The sequence below is a fragment of the Streptomyces incanus genome, assembly GCF_042656345.1.
Lineage (GTDB): Bacteria > Actinomycetota > Actinomycetes > Streptomycetales > Streptomycetaceae > Streptomyces > Streptomyces incanus.
Genome location: NZ_JBHSPC010000029.1, coordinates 63400 through 86241 on the forward strand (window position 1 = coordinate 63400; position 22842 = coordinate 86241).

Below are 22842 nucleotides of genomic sequence, written 5' to 3' on the forward strand. Positions count from 1 at the left end.
AAACGAAGGATGGGCGAGGGCGCGCCGGGGCGTAACCACGGGGGCCGCCGGGCGTTGTTGTGGGTGGCGGCCGTGGCGGGGAAGACCCCCAAGCCCCCACCACGGCCGTGGAATTTCTCGCGGGCTGCCCCGGCGGCCAGTCGCAGCCCCGCGGGCAGTCCTATGCGAGGCCGGCGCGTTCCAGGGCCTCGGTGCCGGCGCGCAGCGACGCGAGCCGCTCGTCGAGGGTGAAACCGGCCGGGGCGAGGGTGAGGGTGGTGACCCCGGCCGCCGCGTAGGCCTTCATCCGGTCCGCGATGCGGTCCACGGAGCCGAGGAGCGTCGTGGAGTCGATCAGGTCGTGCGGTACGGCCGCGGCGGCGCCCTGCTTGTCGCCGGACAGGTACTTGTCCTGGATCTCGGCGGCCTCCCGCTCGTAACCCATGCGCCCGGCGAGCTGGTTGTAGAAGTTCTGCTTGCGGCTGCCCATGCCGCCGACGTACAGCGCGGTGTAGGGGCGGAAGGTGTCGGCGAGGGCGGTGACGTCCTTGTCGTCACCGACGGCGAGGGGCACTGTGGGGCAGATGTCGAAGCCGTCGAGGGTCTTGCCCGCCTTCTCGCGGCCCGCCCTCAGGTAGGTGACGGCGGTGTCCTCGAGGTGGTCGGCGGAGGGGAAGATCAGCAGGGCACCGTCGGCGATCTCGCCGGTCTGTTCGAGGTTCTTCGGGCCGATCGCGGCGATGTAGAGGGGGATGTGCTCGCGCTGCGGGTGCACGGTGAGCTTGATGGGCTTGCCGGGGCCGCCGGGGAGGGGAAGCGTCCAGTGCTCGCCGTCGTGGGTGAGGCGCTCGCGCGTCATGGCCTTGCGGATGATCTCGACGTACTCGCGGGTCCGGGCGAGCGGCTTGTCGAACTTGACGCCGTACCAGCCCTCGGAGACCTGCGGGCCGGAGACGCCGAGGCCGAGGCGGAACCGGCCGCCGGAGAGGGAGTCGAGGGTGGCGGCCGTCATCGCGGTCATCGCGGGCTGACGGGCCGGGATCTGGAAGATGGCCGAGCCCACGCCGATGCGTTCGGTCTGGGCGGCGACCCAGGTGAGCACGGTGGCGGCGTCGGAGCCGTACGCCTCGGCCGCCCAGCAGACCGCGTACCCGAGGCGGTCGGCCTCCTGTGCCACGGCGAGGTTGTCCGCGTCCATTCCGGCGCCCCAGTAGCCGAGGTTGATCCCGAGCTGCATGGCCGTCTCCCCTTACCCATCAGTAACGTCGCTTGTGCGGAGACCCTATACCGCGGGGGCCGGACGGGGCGCCGGCGCCGCTCGCGGCCTTCGTGCCGGGCGGCCTGGTGCCTGGTGCCTGGGGAAATCCGTTGTCCACAGGTACCCACACCACAAGGTCTGGCCAGTAATCTCGGCGTTCATGGAGCAGAGGCATCTCGGCCGTACCGGCCTGCGCGTGTCCCGGATCGGCCTCGGGACCCTGACCTGGGGTCGGGACACCGACGAGCACGACGCCGCGGACCTCTTGAAGACCTTCTGGGAAGCGGGCGGGAACCTCGTCGACACCGCCGACGTGTACGGCGACGGGGAGGCCGAGTATCTGCTCGGGCAGCTCATGGACGGGCTGGTGCCGCGCCGGGACCTCGTCATCTCGACCAAGGCCGGCAGCGTGCCGGATCCGGACCGCAGGGTCGACGGCTCGCGCGGTCATCTGCTCTCCGCGCTGGACGCCTCGCTCGCGCGCCTGGGCACCGATCACGTCGACGTGTGGCACATCCACTCCTACGATCCCGCCACCCCACTGGAGGAGACGCTCCAGGCCCTCGACATCGCCGTCGCCAGCGGGCGGGCCCGCTATGCCGGCGTGTCCAACTTCTGCGGCTGGCAGCTGGCCAAAGCGGCGACCTGGCAGCTCGCCGCGCCCGGCTCGCGGGCCCGGCTCGCGAGTACCCAGATGGAGTACTCGCTGCTCCAGCGGGGCGTGGAGCGGGAGGTGCTGCCGGCCGCCGTCGACACCGGGATCGGGTTGCTTCCCTCGTCACCGCTCGGGCGGGGCGTGCTGACCGGCAAGTACCGGGGCGATGCCATGCCGCCGGACTCGCGGGGCGCCTCCGAGCATCTGGCGCCGTTCGTGGAGCCGTATCTGGACGACACGGCGAGCAGGATCGTGGACGCGGTGACGACGGCGGCGGACGGACTCGCCGTGACCGCACTCCAGGTGGCTCTCGCGTGGGTGCGGGACCGGCCGGGCGTGGCCGCCCCCGTGGTCGGCGCGCGCAACGCGCGGCAGCTCACGGCGGCGTTGTCGGTGGAGGCCCTTAGTCTTCCTGACGAGATCTGCCGGGCGCTCGACGATGTGTCGGCGCCCGTGCACCGCTATCCCGATCACGACTGGAGCACGCTGTGAGCACGGAGCCGCCCGAGGAGACCACGGAGAACGCCGAGCCGGGGACACCGGGCGAGGCCGCGGACACCCCGGAGGCCGCGGCGACCTCGGAGACCTCGCCCGGGACCGCCCCGGTCGCCCCCGCGGAGGCGGAGGTCACAGAGGCGGAGAGCGGGCAGGCGGAGGGCGGGCAGACGCCCGAGGCCGGGCAGACCTCCGAGGCCGGGCAGACCTCCGAGGCCGGGCAGGTGTCCGAGGCCGAGGCCGAGCTGCTGGCGCAGCGGGCCGAGCGGGAGCGGATCGAGCGGCGGAAGGCGGAGCGGCAGGGGCCGATCGAGGCCGGCGGCAAGCTGAGCGGCACGGCAGCCGATCTGCTCGCCGCCGTACGGGCCGTGGAGAGCGGCGAGAAGCCGACGGCCGCGGTGTTCGAGGAGGCCCGGCCCGCGCCGCGGCGGCCCGCCCCCGAACCGATGCGGCCGACACCGCCGGCACCGCCGGTGGCCGTCGAGCCGACCCCCGCCGACGGCGTGGTCGCGGCCGTACGCGGGGTGCTCGCCCAGGGCGGCGCGCCCGAAGGACTCGCCGTGCAGGCTGCCGGTGTGCTGGGCGAGGGGGCCGCACAGGCGTTGCGGGCCGATCCCTGGCTGCTGTTGCGGGTGGCGGGTGTGCGGCCCGAGCAGGCGGACGGCTTCGCACGGGCGCTGCTCGGCGGCGAGGCCGGGCCGGGCGACGGGCGGCGGGAGCGCGCGGTCACCGGATGGCTGCTGGAGCAGGCGGCGACGGCCGGGCACACCGCCCTGGAGATGTCCGCGCTGACCACCGCGCTGGCCCGGCAGGGGGTACCGGATCCCGAGGAGGCCGTGCAGGCCGCGATCTCCGACGGTGACGTCCTGGTCTTCCAGGACCCGCTGCCGGAGACGGGCACCCCGGCACCGCAGCGGGACGACGCCGGGGACGGCGCGGACGGCGCTGAGGAGGAGCGGCCCGTCAGGGTGCTCGTGGGGCTCGAGCGGTACGCGATGGCCGAGGAGAGCCTCGCCGACGGGCTGGCCCGGCTCGTCAACTCAGCTCCCCCGCAGGACGATGCGGAGTGGGAGCAGGCCGCCGCCTTGGCGGGCGGGTCCGCGGCGGAGCTGATCCGCGCGGTCGCCGGTCATGGACTGGTGCTGCACACGGGCGGGGAGGCGTCGCGCGCCGAGCCGGCGGCTCTGCTCCGGGCGGCACACGGTCTCGGACTGCGCGCCTGGGCCACCACCCACACCCCGGTCGGGCGTGCCCGGTTCGCGGCGCTGCTGGAGGGCGCCACGGCCGGGGACACGGACACCGGGGAGACGAACGCCGGCGTCACCGCGGCGGGAGACGAGAGGGCCGGGGGACCCGGGGTCGCCACCGTCGCCGGGCTGCTGTCCGGTGCCGAGGGGCCGGGGCGGGACGCCGACGGGGCGCTGCTGCTCGACCTGCTCGTCGTGCTGGACGCTCCCCTGCTGGACGTCGAGGCGGCCGCGCTGGTCACGGAGTCGCTGCCGGACGGCTCCCGGCTGCTGCTGGCCGGGGATCCGGGCGTGCTGTGGTCCGTCGGTCCGGGGCGGGTGTTCGCCGATCTGCTGGCTGCGCGCGCGTGCCCGCAGATCGCCTCCCGGCGGCCGGATCCCGGACCGCTGGGCGAACTGGTCTCCGGTATCGGGGTCGGTGAGCTGAACCAGGTGGCGGCCCCCGGCAGGGAGGTCGTCATCGTGCCGGTGCGGGACCCGGGCGAGGCCGTGCACCGGACGGTGCAGCTCGTGGTCGACTCGGTGCCGCGCGCGATCGGGGTACCGGCGGAGGAGACACAGGTGATCACGCCGGGGCACGGGGGTGCGGTGGGCACGCGCGCACTGAACGCGGCGTTGAAGGAGCGGCTGAATCCGGGGCCGGGGCGCTTCGGCGGGTTCGACCCGGGCGACCGGATCGCCTACTCCCCCGCCCGGGGGCGTACGGTGCCGGGCCGGGTGGTGAAGGCCGACGCCGACGGGCTGCACCTGTCCTGCGCGGGCGAGGCCGTCGTCGTACCGCAGGAGCGGGTGGAGCAGTCGGTACGGCACGGCTGGGCGCTGACGGCACACCAGGCGGTGGGGGGCCGGTGGCCGGCCGTGGTCGTGGTCCTGCCCGGCGATGCCGTGCAGGCGCTGAGCCGGCCCTGGGTGTACACGGCGTTCAGCAGGGCGGACCGCCATCTGTCCGTGGTGCACGGGGTGGAGCAGGCGCTGCCGCGTGCCGTGGCGGAGGTGGCGGCGAAGCCCCGGACGACCCGGCTGCCGGTACTGCTGGCGCCGCAGGTCCCGGCAGCGGCCGGCTGACTCCGGACACCACCCGTAACGGCGGTGGCGGTGGCACCCCCGGTGCCACCGCCGATGCCGCTCTCGCCGCCACCGTCGCCCATGCCGTCGGCGCGGCTCCGGGCATGATCAGCGGTCGGTGTCGAGGGCCGGAACCGGCCCGTCCTCGAGGTCGTCGCCGGTGTCGTCCGGCTCGTCGAGGTCGTGCACATCGTCGTCGAGATCCTCGTCGAAGACGGCGCTGACGTCGAAGCGGCACACGACCTCCGCAGGGTCCACCTGTTCGAACGGGGCCTCCAGCCACTCACCGGGTTCCGTCGGTTCGTCCGATGCCGTCACCCAGAGTGTGGAATCGCCCTCCTCCAGGCCGAACTCCTTGTGCCGGGAGGCGATCTCGTCCGGCTCGTACTCGCCGAACAGGAGGCCGAGCGCGCCGTGGACGGTGCCCGAGGTGTCGGAGGTGTCGGAGGCGTCGGAGATGTCGCTGTCCGCCGCCTCGATCCGCTGCGCGTGCGCCAGCAGCCGCTGCGGCTCCACGACGGCGTAGTCGCGGCGGATCAGCACGCTGAGCGCGCTGGGCTCCTCGGGCCCGGTGTAGGGCGGCAGCACGTCCTCGGCCGCGGGGATCTCGAAGGGGGTCACCTCGTCGTAGCGGTCGTAGAGCAGTTCGTCGTACGACTCGGCGGCCACGGCCAGCTCGTTGAACGCCTCGTAGACGGCCGGGTCGTCCTCCCCCGACCGGCGTTCGACCGCGGCCAGGTGGCGGTCGAGCGCGGTCTTGACCGCCTCGGCGGCGGCGCGTACCTCGGCAGCGGTGGGCTGCGCAGCATCAGACATAGTGCAGACGCTATCCGTACCGGGGCCCAGCCCGCACAATAGATGCGATGCCGGAATACGAATTTGTCGACGTGCACGTACCTCGTGGGGTCTCCCGCAAGGAGGCGGCCCGTCTGCTGACGGACCACGCGGAGTACGGTCACTGGGAATTGGACCGACTGCGCCTGCTGCGCGACGGGAGCCGCAAGGTGCGGCTGCGGCGACGGATCATCCGCCAGGTGCGCGCGACCTGGTGAGTTCGGACACACCGCCGACCGGTACGCCTTCACCCACGGAGCGGCCCCGGCGCAGCCGGGCCCGCTCCGCACGACCGGTGCGGGCCGCTGTCGCGGCCGGTGTCACGCGGCGGCTCGTGCCTTGCGGTAGAGGACCACGCCGGCGAGCAGCGCGCCCGCGCCGACCGGCAGGGCGAGACCGATCGGCAGTTCACTGCCCGTCTGAGCGAGTTCCACGTCGCCCAGGGGCTGGGCGGCGGAGTGGGTGCCCGGCTGGTTGCGGGGCGCCGAGCCATCGGGGGTGGCCTCGCCCGGAAGGGACGGCGTGCCCGGCTCGACCTCGTCAGGCTCGCCGGGCAGGCCGGGCGTCTCCCGGTCGCCGGATTCGCCGCTCGCGCAGTCGTTGCCCAGAGCGGCGTTGCCGAGGCCGATGACGTCGACGCTGTTGCCACAGACGTTCACCGGAATGTGGACCGGCGCCTCGATCCGGTTGCCGGACGCCACGCCGGGCGAGCCGGCGGTGTGCCCGGCGGCCTGCGCGCCACCGTGACCGCTCGACGGTGAGCCGCCGTGGTGGGCGCAGGAGTTGCCCACGGACGGATTGAGGACGCCGACGGCGTCGACCGTGTTTCCGCAGGCGTTGACCGGCGCGTGCACCGGCGCTTGGAGCGAGTTCCCGGAGAGCACGCCGGGTGAGCCCTTGGCCGCACCCTGCGCACCGGAGTCGGCGTGCGCGACCCCGCCCGCGGCGGCGATCACGCCGGACGCGGCTACCACGGTCATCAGGCCCTTACGGGTGACCTGTCGCATGTACTGATTCCCTGCCTTCGACCAATACCGGGAAGGGGTTCCCCGGGTTCCTGGGATTCCTCGACTTCTCGGACTCCACTGGCTCCACGGATTCCCTTTCCGGTGTTCGGGACGTACTGGAAAACCGGTCGGCCCCCGAGCGCATGGCGCGCGCTCCGGGGCCGACAAGCTCAAACCCTGAAAGGGCGTGCCCTAAGGGGCGAGGAACAACGTCACTGGTTGACGCAGGTGTTGCCGAACGCGGGGTTCAGCAGCCCGATCACGGAGACCGTGTTGCCGCAGGCGTTCACCGGGACGTGCACCGGAACCTGAACGACGTTGCCCGAGGCGACACCCGGGGAGTTCACGGCGGCACCCTGGGCACCGGAATCGGCGGCGGCCATGCCCGCACCCGCGAGAACCAGTCCACCGGTGGCGGCAGCGACAGCGACGACCTTCTTGAGCATTATTCCTCCTCGTTGGCAATGCGATCCAAATCCGCGGATCACATCACGGGTAACGAGGAGGGAGTAATGAGGCTACGAGCTTATCGTTGGATTCACTCTTCCCGGTCACCTCCGCACGTCTGCACGAATAGTGACGCACTGTTCAGGACGCGTCCAGGAACCGGTCGAGCACCCGCACACCGAACTTCAGACCGTCCACCGGAACCCGCTCGTCGACCCCGTGGAACATGCCGGCGAAGTCCAGCTCCGGCGGCAGCTTCAACGGGGCGAAGCCGAAGCAGCGGATACCGAGGTCGTCGAAGGACTTGGCGTCGGTGCCGCCGGAGAGCATGTACGGCACCGCCCGCGCGATCGGGTCCTCGGCGCCGAGCGCCAGCTGCATGGCGTCGACGAGCCGGCCGTCGAAACCGGTCTCCAGCGCCTTGTCCGCGTGCACGTCCTCCCGCTTCACGCGCGGGCCGAGGATCCGGTCGAGGTCGGCCAGGAACTCCTTTTCGTATCCGGGCAGGAAGCGGCCGTCGACGTGGGCGGTGGCCTGGCCCGGGATGACGTTGACCTTGTAGCCGGCGCCGAGCATGGTGGGCGCCGCCGAGTTGCGCAGCGTGGTGCCGATCATGCGGGCGATGCCGCCGAGCTTGGCGAGGGTCTCGTCCATGTCCTCCGGGTCGAGCTCGGTGCCGAGGGCGTCGGAGAGCTCGTCCAGGAAGGCCCGTACCGTCTTGGTGACCCGTACCGGCCACGTGTGGCGGCCGAGCCGGGCGACCGCCTCGGAGAGTTCGGTGATCGCGTTGTCGTCGTTGGTCATCGAGCCGTGGCCGGCCGTGCCGTCGACGGTGAGCCGCATCCAGTGCATGCCCTTCTCCGCGGTCTCGACGAGGTAGAGGCGCAGCTTCTCGTTGACGGTGAAGGAGAACCCGCCTACCTCACCGATCGCCTCGGTGACGCCCTCGAACAGCTCGGGGTGTTCGCGGACCAGATGCTTGGCACCGTAGGTGCCGCCGGCCTCCTCGTCGGCGAGGAAGGCGAGGACGACGTCGCGCGGGGGCTTGCGCCCGCTGCGCATCCGGTCGCGGACGACCGCCAGGGTCATCGCGTCCATGTCCTTCATGTCGACGGCCCCGCGCCCCCACACGCACCCGTCGGCGATCTCGCCGGAGAAGGGGTGGTGGGTCCAGTCGTCGGCGTTGGCCGGTACGACGTCGGTGTGGCCGTGGATCAGCAGCGCCGGCCGCGAGGGGTCCTCCCCCTCGATCCGGGCCACGGTGGAGGCCCGGCCCTTGTGCGACTCGAAGATCTGCGGTTCGAGCCCCACCTCGGCGAGCTTCTCGGCGACGTACTCGGCCGCCTTGCGCTCGCCGGGACCCGAGTGGTCGCCGTAGTTGCTGGTGTCGATCCGGATCAGGTCGCGGCAGAGGTCCACGACCTCGTCCTCACCGGTGACGCCCTTGGCCGTGTCCGTCGCGCTCACGTGGTTCCTCCCGCTGTCACTGCACGCTGTCACTGCTCGTGGGTCTCCCCTCATCCTCTCCCCTGCACGGCCCCGCCCCAAGACCGGACCCGGCCCGTCACACGGCGTTCACGCCGGGACGGAACACAACCCGGGCGGGAGCCGGGTGGGAACACGGCCGGACACGAGCGCAGCCGGGCCACACACCCACCGGGGGTGATCAGCCACCCCGGAAAGCCTGGTAATGTTTACGTCGTCGCAGCGGGGGAAACCCGCGCGTCAGACACCTTGTCCGGGTGGCGGAATGGCAGACGCGCTAGCTTGAGGTGCTAGTGCCCTTTAACGGGCGTGGGGGTTCAAGTCCCCCCTCGGACACATGAACGCGAGGGCCGCGACCATCAGGTCGCGGCCCTCGCGCGTTGTCGCGCCCTGTCACGGAGGAAGACCATGGCCGATCACCCCTGCCCCTGTGGGCTCCCCGAGACCTACGGGGCGTGCTGCGGCCGCTTCCACTCAGGGGCGGCCGCCGCGCCGACCGCCGAGCGGCTGATGCGGTCGCGGTACTGCGCTTTCGTCCGGCTGGACGCCGGTTATCTGCTGCGGACCTGGCATCCGCGGACGCGGCCGGAACGGGCCGACCTCGATCCCGGGATGCGGTGGACCGGGCTGGAGATCCTGGAGGCGGCCGGCGGGTCCGCCTTCCACTCCACCGGGACGGTGACCTTCCGGGCGTCCTACCGGGGCGGCTCGCTGCACGAGCGGAGCCGCTTCGAGCGGGTGGGTGGGGCGTGGGTGTACGTCGACGGTGAATTTCTGAGCTAGGGCCTGCCTGCGAACTCCCGCCCACCGGGCCCGCACTGGTGGTCGTCGACGCCCCGCCCGGCCGGGTCGAGTCCAAGCAGCCGGGACGAGGCCACATCCCGTCCCGCCCCGGTCACGGCGCCAGGATGTCCAGTTCCTGGAGTGCGCCCACGGTGATCTCGCGGGTCAGTTCCTCCGCGCGGGCGGCGTCGCGCTCGCGGACCGCTTCGGCGACCTGGACGTGCAGGGTGACCGCGGCCGGGTCGGGGTCGTCGAACATCACGTCATGATGGGTGCGGCCGGCCAGGACCTCGGCGACGACGTCGCCGAGGCGGGCGAACATGTCGTTGCCGGACGCGGTGAGGATCACCCGGTGGAAGGCCATGTCGTGGAAGAGGTACCCCTCCAGCCGGTGGCCGCGCGAGTTGGCGACCATGCCGAGGGCGCACGCGGTGAGTTCGGCGCACTGCTCGGCGGTGGCGTTGCGGGCGGCGAGCCCCGCCGCGACCGGTTCGACGGCCGAGCGCAGCACCGTGAGCGAGCGCAGTTGCCGGGGGCGGTCCGCGCCGGCCAGCCGCCAGCGGATGACCTGGGGGTCGTACACGTTCCAGTCGCAGGCCGGGCGGACCGTGACGCCCACGCGGCGCCGGGACTCGACCAGGCGCATGGACTCCAGGACGCGCACCACTTCGCGCATCACGGAACGTGACACCTCGAAACGCTGGGCGAGTTCGTCGGTGCGCAGGACGCTGCCGGGTGGGTATGCGCCCGCTGTGATCTCGGGGCCGAGGGTGTCCAGTACGCGGCCGTGCAGTCCCCGGCCCGTGTTGCTCATGCACTCAGAGTACGGGGCGGATCACCGGAACCAAAGGTCAGACTTATTCATCACAAGGTCTTGTTTTTGTCGTACCTTTAGGTTTCAGTTGCCTCGACATCAGGTTGTCGAAGACGACAGCAGACAGTGAGGCAGCGATGAACACCCCCCATGTCGTAGTGGTCATGGGCGTCGCGGGCACCGGAAAGACCACCATCGGTCCCCTGCTCGCGGCCCGGTACGGCGTCCCGTACGCCGAGGGCGACGACTTCCACCCGCCGGCCAACATCGCCAAGATGTCGGCGGGCACCCCGCTCGACGACGAGGACCGTTGGCCCTGGCTGGACGCCATCGGCGCGTGGGCGCACGAACGGGCCGGGCTCGGCGGGGTGGTCAGCTCCTCGGCGCTGAAGCGGTCGTACCGCGACCGGCTGCGGGCTGCGGCACCCGGCGTGGTCTTCGTCCACCTCACCGGTGACCGTGCGCTCATCGAGGACCGGATGTCGCACCGCGAGGGGCACTTCATGCCCACGGCCCTGCTCGACTCCCAATTCGCCACGCTCCAGCCGCTGGAGCCGGACGAGGCCGGGGTCGCCGTGGAGGTCTCGGGCAGCCCCGAGGAGATCACCGAGCAGGCGGTCGCCGCCCTCGCGAACCTCTCCGGGGCGACCTCGTAGCTGCCGGCCGAAGTCACCTTCGCCGGTCGGTCCCCTTCCGTCCGAGCCGACTCCGTCTGCCGCTGCCGGACCCCATGAACCCCGGGACGCCCCCATCGCCCCGGTCCTCTCCCTGATTTTCTTCCTCCCCGTACTCACAAGGAATCCACCGTGACCAGTCTCAGAGTCGAGATGCTGGCAGCGGACGTACCCGAGTCCATCACCTCGGCCGGCCACGCACAGCTGGGCATCGCAGTCCTGGCGGGTATCGCCGTCATCGTTCTGCTCATCACCAAATTCAAGCTGCACGCCTTCCTGGCGCTGACCATCGGTTCGCTGGCGCTCGGCGCGTTCGCCGGGGCGCCGCTGGACAAGGTCATCGCCAGTTTCAGCGCGGGCCTCGGTTCCACCGTCGCCGGTGTCGGCGTGCTCATCGCCCTCGGAGCGATCCTCGGCAAGATGCTCGCCGACTCGGGCGGCGCCGACCAGATCGTCGACACGATCCTCGCCAGGGCCAAGGGCCGCACCATGCCGTGGGCGATGGTGCTGATCGCCTCGGTCATCGGTCTGCCGCTGTTCTTCGAGGTCGGCGTCGTCCTGCTGATCCCGGTCGTGCTGATCGTCGCCAAGCGCGGCAACTACTCGCTGATGCGGATCGGCATCCCGGCGCTCGCCGGTCTGTCCGTGATGCACGGCCTGGTGCCCCCGCACCCCGGCCCGCTGGTCGCGATCGACGCGATCGACGCCAACCTCGGCGTGACACTCGCGCTGGGTGTGCTCATCGCCATCCCGACGGTGATCATCGCCGGTCCGGTCTTCTCCAAGTACGCCGCCCGCTGGGTGGACGTCCCCGCCCCGGACCGGATGATCCCGCAGCGCCCCTCCGAGGACCTGGAGAAGCGTCCCGGGTTCGGTCCGACGCTGGCGACCATTCTGCTGCCGGTCGTGCTGATGCTGGGCAGGGCCCTGGTCGAGATCGTCGTCGACGACCCGGAGAACGGCGTTCAGCGCGTGTTCAACGTCATCGGCTCCCCGATGATCGCCCTGCTCGCGTCCGTGCTCCTCGGCATCTTCACGCTGGTCCTGCCCGCCGGATTCAGCAAGGAGCGGATCTCGGGACTGGTCGAGAAGGGACTCGCCCCGATCGCGGGCATCCTGCTCATCGTCGGCGCCGGCGGCGGCTTCAAGCAGACGCTGATCGACTCGGGTGTCGGCCAGATGATCCTCGACATATCCGCGGACTGGGCGATCCCGGCCCTGCTGCTCGGCTGGCTGATCGCGGTGGCGATCCGGCTGGCGACCGGTTCCGCGACCGTGGCGACCATCTCGGCGGCCGGACTGGTGGCACCGCTGGCGGCCGACATGTCGACCACGCACGCCGCCCTGCTGGTGCTGGCCATCGGCGCCGGCTCGGTCTTCTTCAGCCATGTCAACGACGCCGGCTTCTGGCTGGTGAAGGAGTACTTCGGACTGAGCGTCGGCCAGACCATCAAGACCTGGTCGGTGATGGAGACGATCATCTCGGTGGTCGCCGGAGCGCTGGTGCTGCTGCTGTCGTTGGTCATTTAGCTGATCACCGGAGCGGGTCACCGAGGCCGGTCACCACAGCCGGTCGTCCGGCCGATCACCTGACCGACCGTCCGATACGGCCGCGACCGCGGCACCGCCCACGCGGTGCCGCGGTCGCGGCCGTTCGCCCTGTGCTCAGGGCCGCCACAGCGGGTGCTCGCGCCGCGCCCAGTCCCGGCCGACGGTTCCGGTGCGCATGCCCCGGCGGGCCTCCGAGTCGGCCAGGGCCATGCCGACGTGGCCGGCGAGGACGATGCCGAGGGTGAGCGCCAGCCAGTCGTGGACGAAGGTCGCGCTGGTGCGCCACACCAGCGGGGTGAGGTGGATGAACCACATCATCAGGCCGGTGCCGAGCATCACCAGCGTGGCACCGGCGATCCAGGCCGCGTAGATCTTCTGTCCGGCGTTGAACTTGCCGGCCGGCCGCCGCGAGGGACGTTTGTCGCGGCGCAGCGCGGCCCGCAGCCACGTGCGGTCGTGCGGGCCGAAACGGTTCAGACGGCCCAGGTCGGTACGGAAGGCCCGGGAGAGCAGTCCGGCCAGGGCCGGCCCCGGCAGCGCGAGCCCGGACCACTGGTGGACGGTGATCACCAGGGCGCGGCGCCCGACCGACTGGGCGAGCTGGGGGACGTACAGGCAGGCGGCGGTGAACACGCAGAGGCCCATCAGCACGGCCGTGGTGCGGTGCACCCACCGCACGGTGCGGGTGAAGCGCGGGACGCCGGTGGCACCGGTGGCGGCGGGCGGCAGGTCAGTTCGTGGGCTCATCGTCGCGTCCGTTCGAGCGGCCGACCCAGGCGTCGATGTCGTAGCCGCGCTCCTCCCAGTAGCCGGGTTCGACGTCCTCGGTGACGGTGATGCCGGAGAGCCACTTGGCCGACTTGTAGAAGTACATGGGGGCGACGTAGAGGCGGACCGGGCCGCCGTGGGCGTGGCCCAGGTCCTCGTCCTGCATGCGCAGGGCGACCAGGACGTCCGCCCGGCGGGCCTGGGCGAGGGTGAGGCTCTCCGAGTAGGCGCCGTCGAAGCAGGTGAAGCGCACCGCCCCGGCCGTGGCGCGCACGCCCGCCGCGTCCAGGAGCCGGGACAGGCGCACCCCCTCGAACGGGGTGCGGGGCACCCGCCAGCCGGTGACGCACTGGACGTCGCGGACCATGCGGGTCTGCGGCAGGGCCCTGAGGTCGGCGAGGGTGTAGGCGCGGGGACGGTCGACCAGGCCGTCGACGGTGAGGCGGTAGGTCCCGGCGCTCTTCCGCGGGACGGACGAGGTGACGGAGTAGTAGCGGAAGCCGCCGCCGTTCGGGAGCAGTCCGGTCAGGCCGGTGGGGTCCTTGTCGGACGCTCCGGCGAGGAAGGACTCCAGGCCGCGCTGGAGCACGGGGGCGGCGGCCACGCCGAGGGCGCCGAGTCCGAGGGTGCCCAGGAAGACACGGCGGCCGATGGGCCTGCCCCGGCCGTCGGGCGCCGCCTCGTCCGGCTGTTCGCGTGCTTCCGGCCGTTCCCGGCTTTGCGGTCGTTCGGAGTTCACTGTTCCATTCGAGCACCCGCGCCCCGTTGGGACCAGGGTTCGCGGGTGCCCGTCGGACTTCCGTAAGCTTCCCGGCCGCGCGGCGGGCTGCCCCGTCCGCACTCCGGTGCGGGCTACGGCGTGCGCTCGGCTTCCTTGTCCAGCTGGAACGCCTCGTTGCCGAGCCCGATACGGGCGTGCGTCCCGGGGGCGCGGGAGCGCAGAACCAGGCCCTGGACCAGGCCTGCGACGAGGGCCAGCCCGATGATGCCGGGCAGCAGCAGACTCAGGGCGGAGCCGGGCCCGGCTCCGACGAGTACGTCGAAGTCCTTGACGGTGTAGCCGGCGATCACGGCCAGGGCGAGGCCCGCCAGCGCCGAGGTGACCAGCCGCCAGGCCTGGGCGCCCGCGGCACCGCGGCGGACGAAGAAGACGACGACGGACAGCGAGGCGATCGCCATCAGGACGATCACGCCGAGGGCGCCGACGTTGCCGAACCAGGTGAACAGGTGCAGGACGGGCGCGGTCGGGTCGCCGGTCGGCTTGTCGTCGGTGAGCGCGAAGGCGAGGACGAGCACCGCGGCGATGCCCGTCTGGAGCAGCGACCCGGTGCCGGGGGCGCCGCTGGCGCCGGTGGTGCGGCCGAAGGCGGCGGGCAGCAGGCCCTCGCGGCCCATGGCGAAGGCGTACCGGGCGACGACGTTGTGGAAGCTGAGCATGGCGGCGAACATGCCGGTGACGAAGAGGATGTGCAGGACATCCGTGAAGGTGCCGCCGAGCCGGGACTCGGTGAGGAAGAACAGCAGTCCCGCGCTCTGCTCCTGCGAGGTGGCGACGATGCCGGCGGGGCCGGTGGCGACGGTGAGGGCCCAACTGCTGATCGCGAAGAACACGGCGACGCCCGTGACGGCCAGGAACATCACGCGCGGCACCAGGACGTGCGGCCTGCTGGTCTCCTCCGCGTACACCGGGGCCTGTTCGAAGCCGAGGAAGGCCGCGATGCAGAAGCACAGGGCGGTGCCGACGCCGGCGCCGGTGAGGGTGTCCGGGTTGAAGGCGTGCAGCGACAGCCCTTCCTTGCCCGGGTCGGCGATCGCGGCGACGTCGAAGACGACGACCAGGAGCACCTCGATGACCAGCAGGACGCCGAGCACGCGCGCGTTCACGTCGATCTTGAGCCAGCCCAGCGCGCCGACGGCGGCCAGGGCCACCAGCGACGGTATCCACCAGGCGACCTCGAGGTCGGCGTAGGTGGCGAAGAGCCCCGAGACCTCGAAGCCGAAGATGCCGTAGATGCCGACCTGGAGTGCGTTGTAGGCGACCAGCGCGACCAGCGCGGCACCCGCGCCGACGGTGCCGCCGAGGCCGCGGGAGATGTACGCGTAGAAGGCACCGGCGTTGTGGACGTGCCGGCTCATCTCGGCGTATCCGAGGCTGAACAGCGCCAGCACGACGCCGAGGACGACGAAGAGCAACGGCTGGCCCACGATGCCCATCACCGCGAATGTGGTGGGCATGACACCCGCAACGACCATGAGAGGAGCGGTCGCGGCGAGCACGGAGAGCAGCAGACCGCCCGTGCCGAGACGGTCGGCACGCAGGGCGCGCTCCCGCCCCTTGAAGGTGCTGATGCCGTCCGCCGCGGATCTGCTCGTGCTCGAACTGTCCGTCGAACTGTCCGTCGTCATCGGGAGAACCGTCCTTGGGTCGGGAGTGAGTGCTGCGTGGTGGGTGCTGGTGGTGGAGGGAGCGGGCTGGGTGGAGCGGGCTGGGTTCCGGGGGATCGCGGGGGGTCATCCGGTGCCGAGGGCGGCGGTCCGCGCGGTGCGGAAAGCGGTGAGCGGGTCACGGTCGGGGTACGACCAGGGGACCGGGGTGGCCTTGTCGCCGATCCGGTGGAACAGGGCGGCGGCCTCGGCGCCCCGGCCCTCGCAGACCTTGGCGTGGGCGAGGAAGTTCAGGTCGATCAGGCGGCGCGGATGCTCTTCGTGCTCCCACTCCAGCCACCAGTCGAAGGCGGCCTTCATCACCTGCCGGGCACGGCGGCCCATCCAGTGTCCGGAGGCGGCCGGGTCGGCGCGCTCGTGACCGGAGGCGGCGAGGGCGCGGTAGCGCTCGGCGTGCGCGATGACCGGCAGGATCGCCAGGGGCGAGTCCGCGGGTGCCTGCTCCGCGGACCAGTTGGCGAAGTCGTAGACCTCGTGCAGTGGGTCCGGGCCCGCCTCCACACGGCGTTCGGCGAGCCAGGCGACCACCAGATGGTGGGCGTGGTGGTGGTCCGCGTACCGGGAGCGGATCTGCTCGAAGACGCGGACCGCGTCGCCGTCGGCACCCTGGGCGCGCTCCAGCAGGAGCAGGCCGAGCCAGGGGGTGGGGTCGGCGGGCAGCGCGGCGGCGGCCCGGTGGCAGGCCTCGCGCGCGCGGGCGGGCTTGTCCTTGCCGCGCAGGGCGCGCCGCACCTGGGCCAAGGCGAGCAGGGCGGCCCCGTCCCCGGAGTCGGGTTCGGCGAGCAGCCAGTCGCGGGCCCAGGCGGCGCAGGAGGGCTCCCGGGCGAGGACCGTGATCCGGTGGCCGCGGCGGTCCCAGTCGTCCCCCGTGCGCACCAGCAGCGAGCGGCTGTTCTGCCACCGGCCCTGCGCCAGTGCGGCTCGCGCGGCAACGAGTTCTTCGTCGTCGAGGGCCTCGTCAAAGGTCTGTGCCGCCCGTCTGCGGACACGGCCAAGGGGAGGCGGGGGTGGGGACACCGCGGACTTCCTCACGCGCTCTTCTTGTGGTCGTCGGCTCACGACAGGTGGTCGGTACGGCAGTGGTCGGCTGCCGATTGCCATGAGCCGATCACTCACAGCAAACCGTCAGCCAACAGATCACGTCAAGGGCGCCCCATGCGTTACACGCGTCAACTGCGTTCACAAACAAGCGACTTGTGACGCCCCGAGCCGAAAGGTCGCGCAGGCGGCGTGAGGCTGCCGGCATTTCCCACACCCCGGACGGAGGCGTCGCGGGCGAGCGGTGGTTAGAGTCGGCCTCACACGTCCGTCACCCCGCACGATCATCGAGGTACGCAACGTGTCGGTTCCGGTACTGGTACTCGCCGTGAGTGCCGCGTGCTGCCTGGGCTTCGGTTTCGTCCTCCAGCAGAACGCGGCGCATCAGGCACCGCTCGGCGATTTCCTCTCCCCCCGGCTCCTTCTCGACCTGGTGAAGGTGCCCCGCTGGCTGGGCGGCATGGCCCTCATGGTGACCGGCATGGCACTCGGCGCGGCGGCCCTGGGCCACGGCGAGCTGTCGCTGGTGGAGCCGCTGCTGGCGACGAACCTGCTGTTCGCGCTGGCGCTCTCCCGGCACCAGACGGGCCGGCCCCTGGGCCGCCAGGGCTGGGCGGGCCTCGCGCTGCTCGCGGGCGGGGTGACCGCGTTCGTCGTCGCGGGACAGCCGACGGGCAGCCATGTACTCACAGATCCGCTGCGGCAGTGGCTGATCATCGGCGGCGTGGTCGGGCTGGCCATGCTGCTCACGGGATGCGCCAAGCGGTCCCGGCTCACCGTGGGCCCGATACTGCTGGCGCTGGCCGCGGGCCTGCTCTACGGCGTGCAGGACGCGCTGACCCGGGTGAGCGGGCAGCGCTTCACCGCCGAGGGCTTCGCGGGGCTGCTGAGCGGATGGCAGCCGTACGCGGTGCTGGCGCTGGGTGTGACGGGGCTGGTGCTCGTGCAGAGCGCCTTCGAGACCGCACCCCTGCGGATGTCCCTGCCGGCCCTGACCACGGCCCAGCCGCTGGCCGGGATCGCCTGCGGCGTCGGCTTCCTCGGGGACCGGCTGCGCACCGACACGGGGGCGCTGGCCTGGGAGGCGTGCGGGCTCGCGGCGATCGTCGTGGGCATCGTGCTGCTGGGGCTGCATCCCGCGATGCCGCCGGGTGTGGCCAAGAGGGCGCACATGGGCGATGTGCGGGTGGAGTGAGCGGTCGGGCCCGCGCCGGGCGAGGGCCGGCGCCACTGCTTGGATGGCCGTATGAGTGCTGACGAGATCCTCGACATCGTCGACGAGAACGACCGGGTGGTCGGACAGTCCCCGCGCGGTGAGGCCTATGCGCGGGGGCTGCGGCACCGCTGCTCGTTCATTCTGGTCAGGGACGCCGAGGACCGGATCTTCGTGCACCGGCGCACCGCGACGAAACTGGTCCACCCCTCCCTGTACGACATGTTCGTCGGCGGGGTGGTGGGCACCGGCGAGAGCTACGCCGAGGCTGCCCTGCGCGAGGCCGAGGAGGAACTGGGCGTGTCCGGGCTGCCGCAACCCACGCACCTCTTCACGTTCCTCTACGCCGACGACGACGGGCGGAGCTGGTGGTCGGCGGTCCACGAGGTCCGCTGCGACCTGCCCGTACGGCCCCAGGTGGAGGAAGTGGCCTGGCACGCCTTCCTGACCGAGCCGGAGCTGGAGCGCCGCCTGGGCGAATGGGCATGGGCTCCGGACGGCCTGGAAGCGTACGAACGCCTCAAGGCCCACCGCGGGTAACCGCACCGCCGGACCCCGCACCGCCCGAGCGGGCCGGCCGGCTGCACCGGCCGGCTGCACCGGCCCCGCCCGCGTCCGGGCGTCCCGGGTAGGGTCGCGGAGTGATCGACTTCGTACGGAACGTCCGGCTGTGGTTCGCGCCCCAGGACGTGCGGCAGGAGGGGGACACGCCCGACTACCGGTTCTCGCTGGCGAACGAGCGCACGTTCCTGGCCTGGCTGCGGACCGCGCTCGCGCTGATCGCCGGCGGCTTCGCCGTGGACCAGTTCCTGCCGGACCTGCGCTGGGGCTGGCGGGTCGGGCTCGCGCTGGCGCTGCTCGCCGCGGGGGTGCTGTGCGCGCTGCGCGCGGTCGACCACTGGGTGCGCTGCGAGCGGGCCATGCGGCGCAAGGAGGATCTGCCGGTGTCCCGGTTCCCGGTGCTGCTGAGTCTGGTCGTCGCCGCCGTCGCCGTGGCGATGGTCGTCGTGGTGGTGCTCACCGGGTGGAACGGGTGACCGGCCCGGCCGCGGTACGGGCGGACCGGGACCCGGGGCTGCAGCCCGAGCGGACCCGGCTCGCGTGGCGCCGTACGACCCTGGCGTACACGGTCGCGTCCGTCCTGGCGGTGCGGACCGCGCTGTACGGCGGGGTCTCGGCCGTCGGGGTGGTCCTGTGCGCGTTGGGCTGCGCCTGCTGGCTGGGGTTCCTCCTGGTCGCCCACCGCCGGATCCGTACCCTCTCGGCCACCGGCACCCCGGCCGCGCCCGCCCCGCGGCACCTCACCGCGGCGGTGCTGTGCACCACGGCCCTGGCCGTGTGCGGGGCGGCCCTCGTCCTGCAGAGCTGACGTACGCGGCCGACGGGCGGCCGGCCTACCGGACGCCCCTCGTCTCCCCGCCCGCCGTGTCCCCGCCCACCGTCACCACGATCTTCCCCCTGGTCCGGCCCTCCTGGTTGAGGCGGTGGGCGTCCGCCGCGCGTCCCAGCGGGAACGTCTCGGAGACGTGCACGCTCACCACGCCCTGTTCCGCCAGTTCGGACAGGTGCCCGAGATCCTGCGGGTCGGGGCGGACGAACCAGTAGTGTCCGCCGTACTCCACGACGGCGGGGTCGGTGATCGACGCGAGCCGGCCCTCGGAGGCCAGGGCGGTGGCGGAGGCCTTCAGGGCGTCGCCGCCGACCGAGTCGAACACGGCGTCCACGCCGTCCGGGGCCAGCCCTCGCAGCCGCTCGGCGAAGCCGTCACCGTAGGCCACCGGCTCCCCGCCCAGACTTCGGACGAAGTCGTGGTTGCGCTCGCTCGCCGTACCGAGGACGCGGGCACCGAGGTGTGCGGCGAGCTGGACGGCGATGGAGCCGACGCCGCCGGCCGCGGCGTGCACCAGGACGGTCTCGCCCCGCCTCACCCGCAGGACCTTGTGCAGCACCTGGTAGGCGGTGAGTCCCGCGAGGGGCAGTCCTGCGGCCTCCTCGAAGGACAGGTTGCGCGGCTTGCGCGCGAGGGCCCGTACCGGGGCGGCCACGTACTCGGCGAAGGTGCCGCGGGAGAGGAAGTCCTCGCGCACATAGCCGATGACCTCGTCGCCGACGGCGAACTCGGGGACGGCGGCGCCCGGTCGTACCACCACGCCCGAGACGTCCCACCCCGGAACCACGGGGAACACCGGGGCCAGGACCTGGTCGAGGTAGCCTTCGCGGCACTTCCAGTCGACCGGGTTGACGGCTGCCGCCCGCACCTTCACGAGCACCGAGTCGGGGCCGACCCGGGGCTCCGGCATCTCCGTGAGTTCGAGTACCTCGGGGCCGCCGTACCGCGCATAGCTGATCGCCTTCATGGGCTAGAGCCTTCGCCGTCGTCTCCCGCCACGCAAGTGGGGATACCGGGACCGGGCCGTTCACGGCACGCCCGTCCCCTGCCGCACACCGGCAGGGGACGGAGTTTCCTCGTGGCTCCGATCACGTTTCACCCTCACCCTGGACGGCATACCGACTGGTCGGCATCATGTGTCGGGTACTGTCACCGTCCCGTAGGAGCGAGCATGAGCCCCGACCACCCGCCCGGACTGGATCTCGACCGGCTGGGCGCGCTGCTCGGCCGGGAGCGGCCCGGTCTGGTGAACGGCCCGCTCTCCGGCCGACTCATCGAGGGCGGCAGGTCGAACCTCACCTACGCGGTCTCCGACGGCACCGTGAAGTGGGTGGTACGGCGCCCCCCGCTCGGGCATGTCCTGGCCACCGCGCACGACATGAAGCGCGAGCACCGCGTGATCAGCGCGCTGCACCCCACTCCCGTCCCGGTGCCCCGCACGGTCCTGCTGTGCGAGGACGAGGAGGTGCTCGGGGCGCCCTTCTACGTCATGGAGTTCGTCGAGGGCACCCCGTACCGGACGGCGGACCAGCTGGCGCCGCTCGGCCCGGAGCGCACCCGGCAGGCGGTGCTCGCCCTGGTGGACACGCTGGTCGACCTGCACGCGGTGGACCCCGGTGAGGTGGGCCTGGCCGACTTCGGCCGCCCCGAGGGCTTCCTCGACCGGCAGCTGCGGCGCTGGGGCAAGCAACTGGACGCCTCCCGCAACCGTGAGCTGGCCGGGATCGACGAACTGCACGCCGCGCTCGGCCGGGAGCTGCCCCGCTCCCCCGCGCCGGCCGTGGTGCACGGCGACTACCGCCTGGACAACGTCCTGATCGCGAGCGCCGGCGGGGGCGCCGACTCGATCCGGGCGGTCCTCGACTGGGAGATGTCCACACTCGGCGATCCACTGACCGACCTCGGCCTGCTGGTGATGTACGGCATGCCGCTGGGCATGCCCGACTCCCCGGTCTCCACGACCGCCGAGGCCCCCGGGCATCCGTCGCCCGCCGAGCTGATCGAGCGGTACGCCGCCCGTTCGGGCCGCGACGTCTCCGGGGTCGCCTGGTACACGGCGTTCGCCTGGTTCAAGCTTGCGGTGATCCTCGAGGGCATCCACTACCGCTACACGCTGGGGCAGACGGTCGGCCCCGGTTTCGACCACATCGGCGATCTCGTCCCCGTCTTCATCGAGCACGGTCTGACCACGCTCCGCGAAGGCCTCCAGGAGGGCTGAACCATGGACTTCACGTTCGACGCGCGCACCGAGGAACTGCGGGCCGGACTCCTCGCCTTCATGGACGAGCACGTCCACCCCGCCGAGCAGGTCGCCGACGAGCAGCGCGCCGTGCTGGACTCGCCGTGGGCGACCCCCCCGGTGGTGGAGGAACTCAAGGCCGAAGCGCGCAGGCAGGGCTTGTGGAACCTCTTTCTGCCCGACTCCGCGTACGGTGCCGGGCTCACCAACCTCCAGTACGCGCCGCTCGCCGAGATCATGGGCCGCTCCCCGCAGCTGGCGCCCACGGCGACGAACTGCGCGGCGCCCGACACCGGCAACATGGAGGTGCTGGCGCAGTTCGGCGACGAGCGGCAGCGGAAGCAGTGGCTGGAGCCGCTGCTGGCGGGTGAGATCCGCTCGGCGTTCGCGATGACCGAGCCGGACGTGGCCTCCTCCGACGCCACCAACATCACCACGCGGATCGAGCGGGACGGCGACGAATACGTCATCACGGGCCGCAAGTGGTACATCTCCGGGGCGATGCACCCGGACTGCCGGATCTTCATCGTGATGGGCAAGACCGATCCGGGCGGGGCCGACGTCCGGCGTCAGCAGTCCATGGTCCTGGTGCCGCGCGGCACCCCGGGCGTCACGATCACGCGCGCCATGCGGGTGTTCGGCTACGAGGACCACTACCACGGCGGCCATGCCGAGGTGGTCTTCGACCAGGCACGCGTGCCGGTGTCGAACCTGATCGGCGAGGAGGGCGGCGGCTTCGCCATCGCGCAGGCCCGGCTCGGTCCCGGCCGGATCCACCACTGCATGCGGCTGATCGGCATGGCCGAGCGGGCGATCGAGCTGATGTGCCGGCGGGCCGTGTCCCGTGACGCCTTCGGCAAGGCGTTGGCCCAGCAGGGCGTCGTGCAGAACTGGATCGCGGACGCGCGGGTCGCCGTCGAGCAGCTGCGGCTGCTGGTGCTGAAGACGGCCTGGATGATGGACACGGTCGGCAACCGGGGCGCGCACACCGAGATCCAGGCCATCAAGATCGCCACTCCGCGCACGGTCGTCGGCATCCTCGACCGGGCCATCCAGCTGTACGGCGCGGGCGGGGTCAGCCAGGATCACCCGCTGGCCGAGCTGTACGCGGCCGCCCGGACCCTGATGATCGCCGACGGACCGGACGAGGTGCACCAGCGGTCGCTGGCGCGGCGGGAGATCAAGAAGTACCGGTAGGGCCTCTCGTGTGGATCATGTCGGGCTCGCGGGCCCCTGCACCGCACCTCGCGGAGCCTGGCACCACACCCCGCAGGACCCGGCACCACACCTCACAGGACCCGGCACCACACCTCGTGGCGTTGTCGTCGGTCTCCGGGGCTCCTTCCACGAGCTCTCGGCCTCTCCCCCACTCTGGGCTCCGCTCGAGTGGGGGACCCCCATGGACAGGAGAGACTCCAACCGGCTCCCTCCTCCGCCTTGCGATGCTCCCCCACC

At 72.2% G+C, this 22842-nt stretch carries 23 protein-coding genes and 1 tRNA gene; 13 read left to right on the plus strand and 11 right to left on the minus strand.

Annotated elements, in window-relative coordinates:
- Window positions 1–160: 160 nt before the first annotated feature.
- Entirely contained in the window at window positions 161–1216 is a 1056-nt protein-coding gene (locus tag ACFP2V_RS11500) for an LLM class F420-dependent oxidoreductase (RefSeq protein WP_381209472.1), read from the minus strand.
- Window positions 1217–1397: 181 nt separating this feature from the next.
- Here ACFP2V_RS11500 and ACFP2V_RS11505 point away from each other — a divergent pair, with 181 nt between their 5' ends.
- Both ACFP2V_RS11505 and ACFP2V_RS11510 read left to right on the plus strand, forming a co-directional pair.
- Window positions 1398–2384, plus strand: coding sequence for an aldo/keto reductase (locus ACFP2V_RS11505; RefSeq protein ID WP_381209475.1), 987 nt, complete (start codon window positions 1398–1400; stop codon window positions 2382–2384).
- Window positions 2381–4699, plus strand: coding sequence for an ATP-binding domain-containing protein (locus ACFP2V_RS11510; protein WP_381209478.1), 2319 nt, complete (start codon window positions 2381–2383; stop codon window positions 4697–4699). Before ACFP2V_RS11505 ends, ACFP2V_RS11510 begins: the two co-directional genes overlap by 4 nt.
- Window positions 4700–4807: 108 nt before the next feature.
- Here the strand turns inward: ACFP2V_RS11510 and ACFP2V_RS11515 are convergent, their stop codons facing one another.
- Window positions 4808–5515 (minus strand): hypothetical protein, encoded by a 708-nt coding sequence (locus ACFP2V_RS11515; RefSeq protein ID WP_381209480.1) that lies wholly within the window; start codon window positions 5513–5515, stop codon window positions 4808–4810.
- Window positions 5516–5562: 47 nt separating this feature from the next.
- Here ACFP2V_RS11515 and ACFP2V_RS11520 point away from each other — a divergent pair, with 47 nt between their 5' ends.
- A complete protein-coding gene (locus tag ACFP2V_RS11520) occupies window positions 5563–5751 on the plus strand; it encodes a DUF5703 family protein (protein WP_055592975.1) in 189 nt (62 codons plus the stop codon).
- Between the two features lie 102 nt (window positions 5752–5853).
- Here the strand turns inward: ACFP2V_RS11520 and ACFP2V_RS11525 are convergent, their stop codons facing one another.
- The 3 genes from ACFP2V_RS11525 to ACFP2V_RS11535 form a co-directional block, all read right to left on the minus strand.
- On the minus strand, window positions 5854–6540 hold the full coding sequence (locus tag ACFP2V_RS11525; RefSeq protein ID WP_381209484.1) for a chaplin: 687 nt from the start codon (window positions 6538–6540) through the stop codon (window positions 5854–5856).
- A 212-nt stretch (window positions 6541–6752) separates the two neighbouring features.
- Window positions 6753–6986: a chaplin ChpH gene (gene chpH / locus ACFP2V_RS11530; RefSeq protein WP_055626490.1), complete on the minus strand. Its 234-nt coding sequence runs from the start codon at window positions 6984–6986 to the stop codon at window positions 6753–6755.
- Window positions 6987–7128: 142 nt separating this feature from the next.
- Complete coding sequence (locus ACFP2V_RS11535; RefSeq protein WP_381209488.1) at window positions 7129–8454, minus strand: M20/M25/M40 family metallo-hydrolase; 1326 nt, start codon at window positions 8452–8454, stop codon at window positions 7129–7131.
- 269 nt (window positions 8455–8723) lie between these two features.
- Between ACFP2V_RS11535 and ACFP2V_RS11540 the strand changes: the two genes are divergently transcribed.
- Both ACFP2V_RS11540 and ACFP2V_RS11545 read left to right on the plus strand, forming a co-directional pair.
- A tRNA-Leu gene (locus ACFP2V_RS11540) sits at window positions 8724–8808 on the plus strand.
- Window positions 8809–8880: 72 nt separating this feature from the next.
- Window positions 8881–9255 (plus strand): YchJ family protein, encoded by a 375-nt coding sequence (locus ACFP2V_RS11545; RefSeq protein WP_381209491.1) that lies wholly within the window; start codon window positions 8881–8883, stop codon window positions 9253–9255.
- Window positions 9256–9367: 112 nt separating this feature from the next.
- Here ACFP2V_RS11545 and ACFP2V_RS11550 read toward each other — a convergent pair whose 3' ends face one another.
- Complete coding sequence (locus tag ACFP2V_RS11550; protein ID WP_381209494.1) at window positions 9368–10069, minus strand: FadR/GntR family transcriptional regulator; 702 nt, start codon at window positions 10067–10069, stop codon at window positions 9368–9370.
- Between the two features lie 137 nt (window positions 10070–10206).
- Between ACFP2V_RS11550 and ACFP2V_RS11555 the strand changes: the two genes are divergently transcribed.
- Both ACFP2V_RS11555 and ACFP2V_RS11560 read left to right on the plus strand, forming a co-directional pair.
- Window positions 10207–10725 carry a gluconokinase gene (locus ACFP2V_RS11555; protein WP_381209497.1) on the plus strand — a complete coding sequence of 173 codons (519 nt, stop codon included), beginning with the start codon at window positions 10207–10209 and terminating at the stop codon, window positions 10723–10725.
- Window positions 10726–10875: 150 nt separating this feature from the next.
- Entirely contained in the window at window positions 10876–12273 is a 1398-nt protein-coding gene (locus ACFP2V_RS11560; protein WP_381209500.1) for a GntT/GntP/DsdX family permease, read from the plus strand.
- 135 nt (window positions 12274–12408) lie between these two features.
- Here the strand turns inward: ACFP2V_RS11560 and ACFP2V_RS11565 are convergent, their stop codons facing one another.
- The 4 genes from ACFP2V_RS11565 to ACFP2V_RS11580 all read right to left on the minus strand — a co-directional run bounded on the left by ACFP2V_RS11565 (window position 12409) and on the right by ACFP2V_RS11580 (window position 16524).
- A complete protein-coding gene (locus ACFP2V_RS11565; RefSeq protein WP_381209503.1) occupies window positions 12409–13041 on the minus strand; it encodes a cytochrome b/b6 domain-containing protein in 633 nt (210 codons plus the stop codon).
- A complete protein-coding gene (locus ACFP2V_RS11570; protein WP_381209506.1) occupies window positions 13025–13801 on the minus strand; it encodes a molybdopterin-dependent oxidoreductase in 777 nt (258 codons plus the stop codon). Before ACFP2V_RS11570 ends, ACFP2V_RS11565 begins: the two co-directional genes overlap by 17 nt.
- 113 nt (window positions 13802–13914) lie before the next feature.
- The gene (locus ACFP2V_RS11575; protein WP_381209509.1) at window positions 13915–15468 is read right to left on the minus strand and encodes an APC family permease; all 1554 of its coding nucleotides are present in this window, start codon (window positions 15466–15468) and stop codon (window positions 13915–13917) included.
- A 105-nt stretch (window positions 15469–15573) separates the two neighbouring features.
- The gene (locus ACFP2V_RS11580; protein ID WP_381209512.1) at window positions 15574–16524 is read right to left on the minus strand and encodes a hypothetical protein; all 951 of its coding nucleotides are present in this window, start codon (window positions 16522–16524) and stop codon (window positions 15574–15576) included.
- A gap of 322 nt (window positions 16525–16846) precedes the next feature.
- Between ACFP2V_RS11580 and ACFP2V_RS11585 the strand changes: the two genes are divergently transcribed.
- The 4 genes from ACFP2V_RS11585 (at window position 16847) to ACFP2V_RS11600 (ending at window position 19127) form a co-directional block, all read left to right on the plus strand.
- Complete coding sequence (locus ACFP2V_RS11585) at window positions 16847–17740, plus strand: DMT family transporter (protein WP_381209515.1); 894 nt, start codon at window positions 16847–16849, stop codon at window positions 17738–17740.
- Window positions 17741–17791: 51 nt separating this feature from the next.
- Window positions 17792–18298 carry an NUDIX hydrolase gene (locus ACFP2V_RS11590; RefSeq protein ID WP_381209518.1) on the plus strand — a complete coding sequence of 169 codons (507 nt, stop codon included), beginning with the start codon at window positions 17792–17794 and terminating at the stop codon, window positions 18296–18298.
- A 101-nt stretch (window positions 18299–18399) separates the two neighbouring features.
- Window positions 18400–18795: a YidH family protein gene (locus tag ACFP2V_RS11595; RefSeq protein ID WP_381209521.1), complete on the plus strand. Its 396-nt coding sequence runs from the start codon at window positions 18400–18402 to the stop codon at window positions 18793–18795.
- Window positions 18792–19127 (plus strand): DUF202 domain-containing protein, encoded by a 336-nt coding sequence (locus tag ACFP2V_RS11600; protein WP_381209580.1) that lies wholly within the window; start codon window positions 18792–18794, stop codon window positions 19125–19127. The genes ACFP2V_RS11595 and ACFP2V_RS11600 overlap by 4 nt, the downstream gene beginning before the upstream one ends.
- 25 nt (window positions 19128–19152) lie before the next feature.
- Here the strand turns inward: ACFP2V_RS11600 and ACFP2V_RS11605 are convergent, their stop codons facing one another.
- Window positions 19153–20115 (minus strand): NADP-dependent oxidoreductase, encoded by a 963-nt coding sequence (locus tag ACFP2V_RS11605; RefSeq protein ID WP_381209524.1) that lies wholly within the window; start codon window positions 20113–20115, stop codon window positions 19153–19155.
- Between the two features lie 204 nt (window positions 20116–20319).
- Here ACFP2V_RS11605 and ACFP2V_RS11610 point away from each other — a divergent pair, with 204 nt between their 5' ends.
- Window positions 20320–21366, plus strand: coding sequence for a phosphotransferase family protein (locus ACFP2V_RS11610; RefSeq protein WP_381209527.1), 1047 nt, complete (start codon window positions 20320–20322; stop codon window positions 21364–21366).
- A 3-nt stretch (window positions 21367–21369) separates the two neighbouring features.
- Window positions 21370–22584, plus strand: coding sequence for an acyl-CoA dehydrogenase family protein (locus ACFP2V_RS11615; RefSeq protein WP_381209530.1), 1215 nt, complete (start codon window positions 21370–21372; stop codon window positions 22582–22584).
- Window positions 22585–22842 lie beyond the last annotated feature (258 nt).

Coding starts and splice junctions, on each gene's coding strand:
- ACFP2V_RS11545 (WP_381209491.1), top strand. CDS start 8,881: ATGGCCGATCACCCCTGCCCCTGTGGGCTCCCCGAGACCTACGGGGCG.
- ACFP2V_RS11525 (WP_381209484.1), bottom strand. CDS start 6,540: ATGCGACAGGTCACCCGTAAGGGCCTGATGACCGTGGTAGCCGCGTCC.
- ACFP2V_RS11605 (WP_381209524.1), bottom strand. CDS start 20,115: ATGAAGGCGATCAGCTATGCGCGGTACGGCGGCCCCGAGGTACTCGAA.
- ACFP2V_RS11615 (WP_381209530.1), top strand. CDS start 21,370: ATGGACTTCACGTTCGACGCGCGCACCGAGGAACTGCGGGCCGGACTC.
- ACFP2V_RS11505 (WP_381209475.1), top strand. CDS start 1,398: ATGGAGCAGAGGCATCTCGGCCGTACCGGCCTGCGCGTGTCCCGGATC.
- ACFP2V_RS11565 (WP_381209503.1), bottom strand. CDS start 13,041: ATGAGCCCACGAACTGACCTGCCGCCCGCCGCCACCGGTGCCACCGGC.
- ACFP2V_RS11575 (WP_381209509.1), bottom strand. CDS start 15,468: ATGACGACGGACAGTTCGACGGACAGTTCGAGCACGAGCAGATCCGCG.
- ACFP2V_RS11610 (WP_381209527.1), top strand. CDS start 20,320: ATGAGCCCCGACCACCCGCCCGGACTGGATCTCGACCGGCTGGGCGCG.
- ACFP2V_RS11555 (WP_381209497.1), top strand. CDS start 10,207: ATGAACACCCCCCATGTCGTAGTGGTCATGGGCGTCGCGGGCACCGGA.
- ACFP2V_RS11515 (WP_381209480.1), bottom strand. CDS start 5,515: ATGTCTGATGCTGCGCAGCCCACCGCTGCCGAGGTACGCGCCGCCGCC.
- ACFP2V_RS11550 (WP_381209494.1), bottom strand. CDS start 10,069: ATGAGCAACACGGGCCGGGGACTGCACGGCCGCGTACTGGACACCCTC.
- ACFP2V_RS11520 (WP_055592975.1), top strand. CDS start 5,563: ATGCCGGAATACGAATTTGTCGACGTGCACGTACCTCGTGGGGTCTCC.
- ACFP2V_RS11500 (WP_381209472.1), bottom strand. CDS start 1,216: ATGCAGCTCGGGATCAACCTCGGCTACTGGGGCGCCGGAATGGACGCG.
- ACFP2V_RS11590 (WP_381209518.1), top strand. CDS start 17,792: ATGAGTGCTGACGAGATCCTCGACATCGTCGACGAGAACGACCGGGTG.
- chpH (WP_055626490.1), bottom strand. CDS start 6,986: ATGCTCAAGAAGGTCGTCGCTGTCGCTGCCGCCACCGGTGGACTGGTT.